Raw genomic sequence first — 13825 nt, 5'->3', positions numbered from 1 at the left:
TTGGTTTTAGAGGTTATTAAATGGCTTGACAAATAAAACTCTCCATAGATTCTAATTGCTTGGATAGATTCTCAATATCATTGCTTACCTTCTCGGCTGTAATTTTGGCATAGATTTGAGTGCTTCGTATACTTGTATGCCCCATCAGTTTGGATAGTGTTTCAATAGGCACTCCATTGGATAAACAAATGGTCGTGGCGTATGAATGCCTGCTTTGATGCCAACAGACGTTTTTTGGAATTCCGCATAACTTAGCCACAACTTTTATTCCATGTCGGCAATTGGCATAACATGGTACAGGCAATAATTTTTTGCCTTCTGCCATACCTTGATACTTTTCGATGATATGTTTGGCAGTATCAAGCAGTCGGATATTGGTCTCTGTTCCAGTCTTTTGCCTGTTGGTCTTAATCCATAAATGCCCATCGAATGATGTCTGCAAATTATCGGTTGTGAGATTATACATATCCCTCCAACTCAATCCGCTGAAACAACAGAAAATGAAAAGGTCTCGAATCAGTTCGTAACTCTTTTTCTTGAATGTTCCGTTGATTAGCATCGTTATCTCTTCTTTGGTCAGAAAACCTCTTTTGGTCTCCTCCTTTGTGATGCGATAAGCATAAAACGGGTCACGTTGCAACCATCCGTTGTTGATGGCGGTGTATATAATACTGCGGAACGGCATCATATACGACCATACGGTATTGGTACAATGATTCTTCTCGGTGCGAAGGAATAACTCAAAGTCTGTGATGAATGCCGTGGATAGTTCACGCAAGGCAATATCGCTTACCTTATAGCGATGTTTGATGAATTCCTCCAAATGGTTGTAAACGGTACAATACTTCCAGTAACTGCGTTGGCTTTTCATCTTGCCCACTTGTTTGGCATAATCCTCATTGTGCTGTCGGAATACGGCAAGCAGGGTCTTATGGTTCTGTCCCATACCCAAGAATGCGTTTCTTACTTTCTCGGCTGACACATAACCGTCTCTGTCCATAATCTCCTGATAAGCCTTGTTGATGCTAACTCGGATTTTATCCAACATTCGGTTGGCTTCCTGTGCCACAACACTTCTTCCCGACATTCTGCCGAGATTGACATTCCATAACTTTTCCTCCACGTCCAATTTGCAACTGAACTGAGAAATCTTGCCGTTCACTGTGATACGGCACATCACAGGCACAAGCCCGTTCTTCTTCGGGGCATTGCGTTTGAGATAGAATAATACTCTGAAAGTGCTTCTGCTCATAACTCTACTTTTTTTGATTGCAAAATTATTTCTGGTAGAGTTGAGTGACGGTAAGCAAAACACAGCGTATCGGTGCAAAAGAATCTGCCGAAGCGAAATCGTAACGAAGATATGAGAAACTTCCCTATATTTGCATCCTAAATCGTCATACTGACATCGTTTCTCAATCTGTTAAGGCAATCAAACAAACCTGTTGAAATCAAGAATCAAAGTAACGGTATAGTAACGAAACTCCGGCATTTCTTGGCTTTTCGTTGGCTTTTGATGGCACAGCAACATCTTGTCAAACACCAGTAAATCACTAACAGACAACATTCTTACCTCATTTCGCATTCACTTTCGTTTCTTTGTTGTATCTTTGCCCTGGATATATAAATAAAATGATGTTGAAAAGTAGTTTGTTGCTCGTTCCAGCGGGAGGGCTGGCCAATAGGATGCGTGCCATTGTCTCGGCATACAGCCTCTGCGAGAAAGTGGGGGGGCGGATGACGGTCGTTTGGTTCCGTGACTGGGCGTTGAATGCCGCTTTCACCGATATATTCGAGCCGGTAGACGGCTCCATTTTTTCGCTGCGTGAGGCCCGCCCGCTCGATTATCTCATCAACGACAGACCGCGAAAGCGTAATTTCTGGATACCGAAATTACCGCAACGGATAGTTTATCAAGACAGAATATACGAGCAGACGGTGACACCCCGCAAGCGGGCGGGGTTCGACTTCGAGTCTTGGCTTGTCGGGAAGAAGTGCTACATGAGTTGTTATCAGGAGTTCGGCACGTTCTCCAACAGCCTTTACGGGAAAATATTCCGTCCCGTGCGCAGCGTCATGGAGGCGGTGGAGAGCAATGAGCGGCGGTTCGGCGAGCGTGCGATAGGCATGCACATAAGGCGCACCGACAGTGCCGAGTCGATAGAGAAGAGCCCCACGAGCCTGTTTGTAGATGCGGCGAGAGACGAGCTCAGGCGTTTCCCCGCTACGATGATATACCTCGCCACGGATAGCGACGACGTGAAAAGTGAGATGCGCGAGGCTCTCGGTGACCGGCTGATAACATCCGAACGTCCCGCGAGCCGTGACAGTGTGGCCGGCATCAGAGACGGGCTTACGGATATGTACACCCTCTCACGCACCGCCGTGATATACGGCTCGGCCGGCAGCAGCTTCTCTGTCATGGCCTCGTCGATAGGAGGAAATGAATTGAGAATATTGGAATTATAATAATTAATACCTGTCCTCTCGCTTATTGGCGTACAGGACAGGTATTAATGTATATCTCTTTTAAAAGCGTTTTATTTCTACTTCTTCGTCAAATCCTTACTTATCATATATAAACCGTTTCCTCCTCATCTCATTATTATATCCTCCTTGTATCCTTAGGTATTGTCCTTTAACTTCCCGCAGGCGGCAGCCTGCGATAACTTCCTTAACTTCTTTAACTTCCCAAAGTATCTTCTTTACCTTTCCCTAATATCTTCTTTAACTTCCACAACCATCTTCTTTACCTTTCAAAAACTACTTCTCTTTTATCAGTTCGGACATTATGAATACCGAGTGAATCACCCGTTTGTCCTCGGGCGGTATCTCCATGTAGTTCTTGTAGAGGTCGGTGAGATATGCGTCGGGGTTTGCCGGGGCGGGAAACTCCTTGCCTTCAAACTCTATTTTGCCGAGGGGGAAGATGCTGTCGGTGCGGTGCATGATGCCATAACCGTTGTTGTTGAGCGTGTTCGACATATATTCGCCGCGGCTTCTGAACAGGCAGAGCAACGCCCAGACGGTGCGGCAGAGCGCGAATTTGGCATTGAAATAGAAGAATTCCGCCACCGCCCGTATCGAGTATCGGTGGGGTTTGGCCAGTATTGCCTTGCTTCTCGAAATGCCGCGGGTGAGGAAACGCACCGTCTTCCGTGGCAGGGTGGGGTATGGTATGAACGGGAATATGTCCACATATACACCCTTCTGATACGTGGCGGCGAAGTTATCGCCTCCCTCCACGTAGAAAGAGTTGAGGTCTCTCACCTTTATTATCGGTTCCTTGGTGTCCGGCTCCGTCTCCCTTGTCTGCAACATGAGCCCCTCTCCGAGTTCCTTCGGTGCCACTTCACAGAATCGTTTCACGTCTTCAAGCCGCATGGCGATGTCTATATCGTCGTCCCACGGGATGAAACCGCCGTGGCGCACCGCCCCGAGCAGCGACCCGCCGTCGAGCCAATACTCTATTCCATGTCTGCGGCAGATGCCGTCTATCACTTCGAGAATGCCCAGCTGTTTGAGCTGGCACTTCCTCAGTTGGTCCTTTTTGAACTCTTCCAGATATTTGTTTTGCATGTTGTTATTTTTTAGGAGTTGAGTAGTAAGTAGTAAGGAGATGAGGAGAAAGGAGTAAGGAGTTGGGAAGCGGGTTGTTATTGCCGAGGAGATGATAATGTTTCCTCTTCCCTCTACTATTTACTACTTATCTCCTTACTCCTTTCTCCTCATCTCCTCAAATTCTCATTCCTCCTCATTTCCTTTTCTTCTCACGTCTATCACCAGTCCCGTATAGTCGGAAGCGAGTGCCCGCAGGGTGGCTTCGGCTACTTTGTCGGCCGCCAGTAGCGAGTCTTCCGGCTCGTTGCCGAAGTTTTTCACGCGCATCGGAGTCTTGGTGCGCTCGGGGTTTATGCAGTTGATTTTAATCCCGTCGCATTCCCATTCCTGCGCTATCGCCTGCACGAAGTTCACTATCGCCGCCTTGGTAGACGAGTAAATGCTGTAAAACGCGCGGCCCCTTGTGTACGAACTCGATGTGAAGAATATCAGTTTCCCTTTCGTTTCTTTGAGATAAGGATATGCCGCCACGGCCACGTTCACCGTTCCCGTATAGTTCGTGGCTATCGCCGTGCTTATCGTTTCCTCGCTCATTGCCGCCAACGGTTCCTTGTTCAGCACGCCGGCGGTATTCACCACGTAGTCGATGCGCCCCTCTTGGGCCGCCACTTTGCGCAGAGCCGCTTCCACGTCGCTGCGCCGTCCCACGTCGCTGCCTGTCTCGCTGCGCGAGAAACTGTATACCGTAGTGCCTTTTTCACGCAGCATACGCACCGTGTCGGCGCCTATCCCGTAGCTTCCTCCGAATACCACCGCCACCCGGCCGGCGAAGTCGATGGCGCCAAGCTCGGTGTTCACCGGCTCACTGTTGCGCAGTTGGAAGAACTTGTCGAGCATGTAAGTGTCTTCCTTGTATGTCAGTTTCATGTTCGTCTCCTCGCCCCTCACCACATATACATGTGTTTCCGGCAGGTATTTGCGCACCACGCCACAATCGTCAGTGGCCCGGAAATCGGGGTCGGTGAGCGCTTTTTCGTATGCACGGCGTATCGTGTCGATGGTGAATGCCTGCGGTGTCTGTCCTCGGCGAAGTCTCGAACGGTTGGGAATGGAACATATAAAGTCTCCCTCCACCTCTATTATCGTGTCGGCCGATGGCACGGCCACGTCGATGGCCGTGTGGATGCCGAGTGCGTCTATCACGTCGTCGAGCACCCGCTGGCTGAGCAGCGGCCGCACGGCATCGTGGAAAATGAGGTTCACATCCTCATCCGCATAGGCCTTAATGGCCGCCAGACTCGAGTCGTAACGTTCCTTGCCGCCTTTGAGTATGCGCTTCACCTTGCGCCAACCGTTGCGCAGGGTGATGTTCTCGAATTCGGAAATGAAGTATTGGTTTGATACAATCGCAATCTCGTCGATGCGCGGATTGCGCTCGAACACGTCCACTGTATGCTCTACGACCATCTTGCCCGCCACCTTGAAGAACTGTTTGGGTGTCGAAAGGCCAAGCCGCTTGCCCACGCCTCCGGCCAGTATCACGGCAATGTTTCTTTTCATATACGGTGTGTTTTGTTTCTTTTTGCGGTGCGGCGCCGCTATCGCAATGTATTGATGCTGTTTCCGCTTTGTAGCGCAAAATTACTATTAATCAGCCGATAAACAAAGAAAAACATTCTTTTTGTCCGCTAAATGGACTATAATTATTAATTTTGCGGCGTGAAAAGAGGCTCCGGCCTCTGCCTTGAAAGTAAACGGATATGCAGATGAAGACATTATTTATATGCGTGACGGTGGTCGTGGCGATGATGCTTTGCGGCTGCACGGCGGTGGAGAAAAAGAACAACGGTGGCACGGCGGGCGCTTCGGTGCCCGCCGACTCGGCGGCGGTGGTCGTGCCCCGGTATGCCAAGGGCTTTTCAGTTAAGTGCCTGGAAAACGGCGTTCGTCTCGTCGACGTGGCCGACCCGCAGAAAAGCGGCAAGAAAGCGAAGACCTATCATTTCGCTCTCGTTCCACGGGGAATCAAGGCCGATGTGCCCGAAGGGTACACCGGGGTCGCCGTACCTATACGCTCGGCAATCTGCATGACGTCGCTCCAACTGTCGAATTTCACCGCTTTGGGCGCCCACGACTTCGTGAGCGGACTGACGGGAACTAAAAATCTCTATAATGCCGACATCCTGAAGCGTGTCCGTGATGGCCGCATCGTGAAGATAGGGACGGAAGGTAACTTCGATGCCGAGGTGGTGATGGCCGCCAATCCCGACGTGATATTCATCTCTCCGTTCAAGCGTGGCGGCTATGATGCCGTCAAGGAGACGGGCGTCACCCTTGTGCCGCATCTCGGTTATAAGGAGCTTGACCCGCTGGGGCAGGCCGAGTGGATCAAGTTCATCGCCATGTTCATAGGCCGTGAGGCGGAAGCGAACACCGTGTTCGACGGCATCGCCCGCCGTTATGCCGAGGTGAAGGCCATTGCCGCCGGGGCGAAACATCGTCCGACGGTGTTCAGCGGCGAGATGCACGGCGGCAACTGGTATGCCGTGGGCGGCCGAAGCTACCTGGCGCAGATATTCCGCGATGCGGGCGCCGACTACATATTGCGCGACGATGACAATACCGGCGGCATACCGATAGAGTTCGAGAAGATGTACGCCTTGGCCGCCGAGGCCGATTACTGGCGTATTCTCAACAGTTTTCCGGGCGACTTCTCCTATGAGGCATTGCGCTCGTCGGAGCCGAGGAATGCCGACTTCAAGGCGTTCCGTGAGCGCAGGGTGATATACTGTAACATGCGGCGCACGCCATATTACGAGATAACGCCCGTGCAGCCCGACGTGGTGCTGAAAGACCTTGTGGCCGTATTTCATCCCGAACTGATGCCGAAAGACTATAAACCTACCTTCTACAGACTCCTCAGATGACAATGCGCCGCCCGTTGCCGCTCACCATTATGCTCACCGCCGTGATAGCGTTGCTTTTTCTTGTCAACGTGTTCATCGGTACCATACGAATACCCATGGCCGATATATGCCGCATACTGGTCGGTGACGACGGCGTGTCGGAGATATGGAGAAACATCATTGTCAAGTCGCGCGTGCCGCAGGCGCTCACCGCCATAGCCGCGGGGGCGGGTCTTTCGGTTGCCGGATTGCAGATGCAGACCGTTTTCCGCAATCCTCTTGCCGGACCGTCGGTGCTCGGTATCAGCAGCGGCGCCAGTCTCGGCGTGGCCTTTGTGGTGTTGCTCTCCGGCTCATTGGGCGGTGTGGCTCTCAGCCGCATGGGCTATATCGGCGACGTGGCCATGTCGGTGGCCGCCATTGTCGGATCGCTTGCCGTGATGTCCCTTATCCTTTATGTCGCGCAGAAGGTCAGGGGCAACGTCACCCTGCTTATCATCGGCGTGATGATCGGCTATCTCGCAAACGCGATTATCGGCGTGATGAAGTTTTTCAGCGCCGAAGAGGATGTCAAGGCATACGTGGTCTGGGGGCTTGGCAGTTTCGCCCGTGTGTCCGGCGATGCCATGATGCTCTTCATCGTGCTTATGGCCGTTCTCCTGCCGCCCGCTTTCCTGCTCGTGAAGACCATGAACCTGCTGTTGCTCGGCGACGACTATGCCCGTAATCTCGGTCTTGACGTGCGCCGTGCCCGCATGAGGGTGATCGTCAGTTCGGGCGTGCTTGTGGCCATCGTCACGGCCTATTGCGGTCCGGTCATGTTCATCGGCCTGGCCGTTCCGCATCTCTGCCGTGCAATATTCCGTACTTCCGACCACCGTATACTCATGCCGGGCACCATGCTTACCGGCGCCGCTCTTGCCCTGCTCTGCAACCTGATAGCCCGCATTCCCGGCTTCGAGGGTGCTCTTCCGGTAAACTCTGTCACCGCTTTGGTCGGCGCGCCTGTCGTGGCTTTCATCCTTTTCAAGCGCAGGGGATGACGGGGAGTGCGGCATACGGAGGCTTGCCGGACATTTCCAATCAGACATTTTATTGTAATTATATTTACAAAACGCCTTTCATGTTTCGCTTGTTTTGAAATTAATAATCCGGCGGTCGGAAATACGCCGGTTATGGACGGTTTTATTCAACCGTTTGTGTGTCAGCGTGATACGCCCGTTGTTTCTGCTCTCCGGTCAAGACAGGCTTCACTTGCCATTCTGATTTTTTCCATTTAGCGTCCCGTTACCTCGCAACGGGATGCTAAATGGAAGACAACGAGCCGCTAAACGGATCGCGATTACCTGCCAAACGGCTCCCAACGGGCATCCCGTTGCGGAAAATCGGTAAAATTATCATTTGGCAAGAAGTGTTCTATCACGTTGTGTATCGTGTTGCATATAGAGTCGTTTTTCTGGAACGAGAAAAATGAAAGGCGTTTTTTTATGATAATATGTTTACATGCTGACGTGTGCCCGAAGACTTGCCGTGCATCATATCGGACTGTAAAAAATAAAAAAACGCCGTTAAAATTTGCTCGTTCCGATATTAAACTATAACTTTGCAAACGGAAAACAGGCAATCATGCGGCCGATGTCGCTTGATGAAAGGGAATCCGAGTGAAAGACCGGAGCTGTTCCTGCAGCTGTAATCCCCGTTTTAACTACGGTCTGCCCGTATAACGCCACTGCTTCGTATGCGAAGCGGGAAGGCAGGGCAGACAGGGGAAAGCCAGAATACCTGCCGTTTATCCGTGTGAGAAAAAGCATGCCGCTTCCAGGATTTGAAGCTGCGCTGAAAGCAAATACTTTCGTGGGCATATAGTATCGGTGATGCCGTTATTCTGTGAGCGTGCTTGGGATATGGGAAACAGGCTTTCCCCAATATCCCGTAAAACGATAAACCAAAACCCGCATGAGCAACAAATACATATTGACAGCCGCCGTATTAGGCATCGCGGTGACAGCCGGAGCGCAGCAAACGCTCAGGGGAGACAGTATCGCCGAGGTGGTGGTGACGGGAACGGGCACGCAGCATCTGCTGAAAAACGCTCCGGTGCAGACAGAAGTGATAAACAGGAAGATGCTCGCCGGATATGCCGGTCGAAGCCTGGAGGACATTCTCTCCGGACTGGCGTCATCGTTCTCCTTCAACGAGAGCGACATGGGCAGCGGTATGCAGATGAACGGACTGGGCAACAGCTATATACTGATACTCGTGGACGGGAAACGCATTCACGGCGATGTGGGCGGCGAGAACGACCTGAGTCTCATCGACCCGCACAACATCGACCGTATAGAGATTGTCAAGGGGGCGTCGTCGGCACTATATGGCAGCGACGCGATAGCGGGCGTGATAAATATAATCACACGCAGGCACGACAGCGGACTGCTGATAGAGAACACCACCAGAGCCGGCAGCTACGGAGACATCAGGCAGCACAACGGCCTCGCCGTGAGGCTTGGCAAGGTGAGCTCGTACACCAATTTCCAACTTCAACACAGCGACGGATGGCAGAACACGTCGGTCGAAGACCCGGCGCAGACCGAGTTCCTCATCACCGACTCGCGAAACAAGACCGTGAACCGGCACACCAATTGGCAGATTGCCGAGCGGCTGACGTGGAACCCGACGCCGAAGCTCGAACTGTATGCCGACGGGACGGTATACTGGAAGCGCATCTACCGCCCGAGCGGCAAGTATGCGTCGTGCGACGTGAAGACTTACGATCTTCAATATGACAACGGCTCGCTGGCTGCGGGAGGAAAACTTAAACTCAGGGACGATGATTTCATCCGGTTTGATGTAGACTGGAACAGACATGCGTACTATCATTATTTTACCGCCGTGACGCTGACAGACGGTATTGTAGACGGCGCGATCAGGAACGATGTGCCCTATTTCCCCGGACAGAAGCAGGTGCAGAGCGACCAGCGGCGCACCATGGCAACGGTGAAAGGGGTGTTCTCCCTGCCTGGAGGCAACAGGCTGAGTGCCGGGGCGGAGTGGCGCTACGACTATCTGAAGGCGCCCGTGCGGGTGGACGACGGCAAGGTGAGCGACTATACCGCAGCCGCTTACGTGCAGGACGAGTACAGTCCGACGGAGGCTATCAACATCACTGCGGGCCTGCGCCTGACCGGCAACAAGGAGTTCGGCCTGCGCCTGACGCCGAAAATATCGGCAATGCTCAGCCTCGGCGATTTCCGTCTGCGCGGTACGTGGAGCCGCGGGTTCAAGACCCCCACTCCCAAAGAACTGTATTATCACTACGTGCGGTATATGAGCGGTACGTATCTGTATCTCGGCAACACGTCGCTCAAGCCACAGGCATCAGATTATTTCTCCATCGGCGGCGAGTATACGGCAGGCCGGGTGACGGTCACCGTCACGGGGTATCACAACAGGGTTGACGACATGATCAACCTCGTGACCATACCGTCGGTGGAAGCGCCGTCGGATCTGCTTCTGCAGTACCGGCCGGTAAAGGTGCGCCAATATAGAAACCTCGAAAGTGCGAAGACTTACGGCACGGACGTCAGCGTGCGGTATGCCGGCAGGCATATCACGGCGGGAGCTGGATACAGTTATCTCGACACCGGAGCGAGGATATATGATGAAGAGAAGGAGACGCTTGCCGATGTCACGATAGACGGCATGGCGCACCACAAGGCCAACATCTTTGCCATGTGGAGCCAGGCTTTCGGTGATGCTTACAGGTTGACGGTGGGCGTATCGGGGCGCATGTCGTCGAAAAGGTATTACCAGATAAACGGAAACGGCAAGGGCTATCAGATATGGAGGATAAACACAGGCCACGACATTGTGCTGTCAGGGAAGACGACCTGCCGCGTTGAGGCCGGAGTGGACAATATCTTCAATTACGTGGACCGCACGCCGCATGGCCTGCATCTCGGAACGAATACGCCCGGAACGACGGTGTATGCCTCGCTGACCCTGCGCTTCAACAACGGAAAGAAATTGCGGAACAATTATAATAAGATAGGAACCAAACATCAAAACAATGAAGAAGATTAAACATTTAAACATCAAAACAATGAAGAAGATTAAACATTTGATTATCGCCATGCTTGCTGTGGCGGTATCTGTAGGTTTTACGGCGTGCGGAGATGACGACGAGGCCATGATAAAAGACAATATGGCGCTTTATCAGGAGACGGTAAATGCCGAAGTGAAAGCCAACAAGAAAGGCGACAAGGCGTTGTTGATAGTCGCTTTCGGGTCGACGTGGCAGAAAGCGTTTGACACTTTCGACAAGACCGTGACGGCATACAAGCAGGCTTTCCCAGGCTACGACGTGTACATCTCGTTCTCTTCGGCTATCTGTCGCAACCGTGCCGCCACGGGAGAGCATAAATACGAGAATACGGAGATAAGGAATTACTATGCCCCCGAGAATTACCTCCGTGCCTTCGGGAAGTCCCGTTACAAGGAGATTGTGGTGCAGTCGCTGCAAGTCATCCCCGGGGAGGAGTACACGCGTGTGGTCAATGACATAAAGGATTTCTGCAATGACAAGTACAGGGAGATGGAACCGGGATATCTGGCGAGTGTCGATTTGTATCTCGGTGCGCCGCTGATGGCTACCGTTGACGATGTGAAAGACGTGGCAAAGGCCATCGACGACAATCTCGGCGCGGTGGCGGCGACAGATATCGTGGCTCTGATGGGGCACGGAAATCCCGATATTTACGACACCTACAGTGCGAACATACGCTACACGCAGCTTGAAGAGGAACTGCAAAAACTCAATGGAAACTATTTCGTGGGAACGGTGGACATGAAGGATAATTTTGTGGACGACGTGCATGCCCGCATGGTTGCACGGGGCATTACGGGCGGAAAGGTACACTGCCATCCGCTTATGTCTATCGCGGGAGACCATGCGCACAATGATATGGTGGAAGATTGGGGCAGCTATTTCACCGGGAAAGGATACGGAAACGATTATACTCTCGAAGGACTTCTCGACTATCCCAACATCCGCCGGATCTGGATGAGCCACACTCAGGCGGCAATCGACGGAGAACCTTTGGAATATAATAAGGCCGGTGACGAATAATCATGGCAAGATAAAATTCTAATTTGTTTAATCAATGAATAAGAAAACATTACTCATGGTCGCCATATTGTGCGGTACAAGTGCGGCCGCGCAGATACACGTGGCCAAGAGAGATACGGCAAAGACAGACCGCACGGTAAATCTCAACCCCGTGGTTGTCACCGGGTCCGGACACCATCAGCGCCTCAGGTCGGCCGTTACGCCTGTAACCGTGATATCGGCGAGAGACATCCGGGAGCAGGGCGTGTCCACGTTTGAAGATGCCGTGACACGGATGATACCGCAAATATCGCTCGCTCCCAATGCCATGGGTTCGCAGTTGAGGCTCAACGGACTTGGCAACAAGTACATTCTGATACTTGTGAACGGTCGGAAACTCAGCGGTGACATATCCAACAACATCGACATCAACCGTATCAACATGTCGAGAGTGAAGCGCATAGAGGTTCTCGACGGTGCGGCATCCTCCCTATATGGCAGCGACGCGATAGGCGGCGTGATAAACATCATCACCGAGCAACCCACAAGCGACATGCTGTCGGCGGTGAGCGACACCAGGGTGTCGGGCAAGGGGAAGTTCACGCAGTCTGTGAACGTCGACATATTCAAGCGCGGTTTCGGCTCGTCAACGTCGTTCGTGCACGATGAGGCGGACAGCTACCGCACCAACGACCTCATATACAAGAAAGGAAGCGACACCGAGACGGAGCGTACAATGGCGCCATTGTACAGCGGATACCGCTCTAATCTGCTCAGCCAGCGGTTCACTTACTCGCCCGACGACCGGCTTGCGCTTAACGCCGGCATCGAGGGGACATACAAGATAACCGACCGCCCTGAGACAAGAGACGACATCGCGGGCGGTCTCGACTACGAGATGCGCTACAAAGGGCTGCGCTGGAACGTGGGCGGTATATACAAGTTCGGTGTCCGCAACTCGTTGCAGGCCGACTTCTCGGTAGACCGTTACCGCTACGGCAAGGAGTATGACGTGGATACCAAGGATTTCAAAAAAGGTGATTACGACCAGTCTAAGAAGCAAAAGACGCTCGATGCCGAGGTGAAAGCGATACTTGGGCTTGTCGACGGAGGAACGACGGTGGTCGGAGCGGACTGGCGCAGGGATTATCTCACCGCCACATCGGGCAATATCAACAGCGACGTATACACCGTGGCGGGATATGCGCAGCACGAACAGCGCATCGTACGCAACCTTAAAGCGACGGCCGGAGTGCGATATACATATCATGAGACGGCCGGAAGCCGTTTCAGTCCGAAGGTGGGTGTGTTGTATTCACCGGGTAATTTCATCTTCCGTGCCAATTACAGCAGCGGTTTCCGAGCCCCGGGGCTTGACGAGCTGTTCTATCATTATTTCTCGGTGAACCGCGGCAAGGCCCAGGTCTCTTTCGGAAACAAAGACCTTTCGCCCGAGAAGAGCGACTATTTCTCTGTCGGAGCGGAGTATCGCACGGCCAGACTGACTGTCGGTATCACGGGATTCATGAACTTTGTGGACGACATGATAATCAAAGGGAGCGTGCCCCTCGATGACGCGGGGCGTGAAATGCTGATGAAAGAGTTTCCCGAGATGACGGAAAAGCAGGCCGAGGGCATGACGCAGTATGCCGTATACATGAACAGTGACAAGGGTGAGGTGAAGGGATTGCAGGCCAACATGCAGGTGAATGTGCTTCCCGGGTTTGATGTCAGCGCCAATTACGCCTATATATATGCGCGCAGCAAGAGCGGTGACGAATGGCAGTTGATAGACCGCTCGATAAAGAACACGGTGACAGTGGCTGCCAACTATCATCATAAGTGGCGGGGCTACGGGCTCAATGTCAATGTCAACGGCCGCATGCAGAGCAAGACTTATTATGCCGCATACGAGAACGCTCCGGGCTACGGAGTGTGGAACATCAACACGAGACATACTTTCGACGGCCTGAAAAACCTTTTGCTCGAGCCGAGCATTGGTGTCGACAATATCTTCGACCGTGTCGACGACCGCATAGACAGCAGCATGCGCAAGTATGCCCTGTATTCCCCGGGCCGCATGCTGACGGTCGGGCTGCGCCTCACATTCAAGTAATGAGTGTTTGAGCGCCCGCCGGACAGCGTTCCGGACGGGTATTGACGGCATAAGTCCGATTATATCAAGGATGGCGATCCGTATGCCTGTCTCCGGCGAGACGACGGCATGCGGATCGCTTTGTGTCCGGTGTTCGTT

General features: G+C 52.5%; 9 protein-coding genes and 1 riboswitch. Of the genes, 6 read left to right on the top strand and 3 right to left on the bottom strand.

Going from position 1 to position 13825, the window contains the following annotated elements; translation table 11 throughout:
- Nucleotides 1–16 precede the first annotated feature (16 nt).
- Nucleotides 17–1252: a site-specific integrase gene (locus HPS53_RS10360; protein WP_172206059.1), complete on the bottom strand. Its 1236-nt coding sequence runs from the start codon at nucleotides 1250–1252 to the stop codon at nucleotides 17–19.
- A 380-nt stretch (nucleotides 1253–1632) separates the two neighbouring features.
- On the opposite strand from HPS53_RS10360, the gene HPS53_RS10355 reads away from it, so the two are divergent.
- Nucleotides 1633–2469: a hypothetical protein gene (locus HPS53_RS10355; RefSeq protein ID WP_233210157.1), complete on the top strand. Its 837-nt coding sequence runs from the start codon at nucleotides 1633–1635 to the stop codon at nucleotides 2467–2469.
- A 294-nt stretch (nucleotides 2470–2763) separates the two neighbouring features.
- On the opposite strand, the gene HPS53_RS10350 is transcribed toward HPS53_RS10355, so the two are convergent.
- Both HPS53_RS10350 and HPS53_RS10345 read right to left on the bottom strand, forming a co-directional pair.
- A complete protein-coding gene (locus HPS53_RS10350) occupies nucleotides 2764–3579 on the bottom strand; it encodes a phosphorylcholine transferase LicD (protein WP_172206057.1) in 816 nt (271 codons plus the stop codon).
- Between the two features lie 165 nt (nucleotides 3580–3744).
- Entirely contained in the window at nucleotides 3745–5121 is a 1377-nt protein-coding gene (locus tag HPS53_RS10345; RefSeq protein WP_172206055.1) for a bifunctional cytidylyltransferase/SDR family oxidoreductase, read from the bottom strand.
- Between the two features lie 206 nt (nucleotides 5122–5327).
- On the opposite strand from HPS53_RS10345, the gene HPS53_RS10340 reads away from it, so the two are divergent.
- The 5 genes from HPS53_RS10340 (at nucleotide 5328) to HPS53_RS10320 (ending at nucleotide 13687) form a co-directional block, all read left to right on the top strand.
- Nucleotides 5328–6488 carry an ABC transporter substrate-binding protein gene (locus tag HPS53_RS10340; RefSeq protein ID WP_253942879.1) on the top strand — a complete coding sequence of 387 codons (1161 nt, stop codon included), beginning with the start codon at nucleotides 5328–5330 and terminating at the stop codon, nucleotides 6486–6488.
- Between the two features lie 2 nt (nucleotides 6489–6490).
- Complete coding sequence (locus HPS53_RS10335) at nucleotides 6491–7510, top strand: iron ABC transporter permease (protein ID WP_172206152.1); 1020 nt, start codon at nucleotides 6491–6493, stop codon at nucleotides 7508–7510.
- A gap of 569 nt (nucleotides 7511–8079) precedes the next feature.
- A riboswitch (cobalamin riboswitch) is annotated at nucleotides 8080–8272 on the top strand.
- A gap of 151 nt (nucleotides 8273–8423) precedes the next feature.
- On the top strand, nucleotides 8424–10547 hold the full coding sequence (locus HPS53_RS10330; protein WP_172206052.1) for a TonB-dependent siderophore receptor: 2124 nt from the start codon (nucleotides 8424–8426) through the stop codon (nucleotides 10545–10547).
- A gap of 19 nt (nucleotides 10548–10566) precedes the next feature.
- On the top strand, nucleotides 10567–11592 hold the full coding sequence (locus HPS53_RS10325) for a sirohydrochlorin cobaltochelatase (RefSeq protein WP_172206050.1): 1026 nt from the start codon (nucleotides 10567–10569) through the stop codon (nucleotides 11590–11592).
- 34 nt (nucleotides 11593–11626) lie between these two features.
- The gene (locus HPS53_RS10320) at nucleotides 11627–13687 is read left to right on the top strand and encodes a TonB-dependent siderophore receptor (RefSeq protein ID WP_172206048.1); all 2061 of its coding nucleotides are present in this window, start codon (nucleotides 11627–11629) and stop codon (nucleotides 13685–13687) included.
- Nucleotides 13688–13825: the final 138 nt, after the last annotated feature.

It is taken from the genome of Prevotella sp. PTAC (assembly GCF_013166535.1).
Classification (GTDB): Bacteria; Bacteroidota; Bacteroidia; order Bacteroidales; family Bacteroidaceae; genus Prevotella.
The sequence above is the reverse complement of the archived record's forward strand: the minus strand, read 5'-3'. Positions and strand labels throughout refer to the sequence as shown.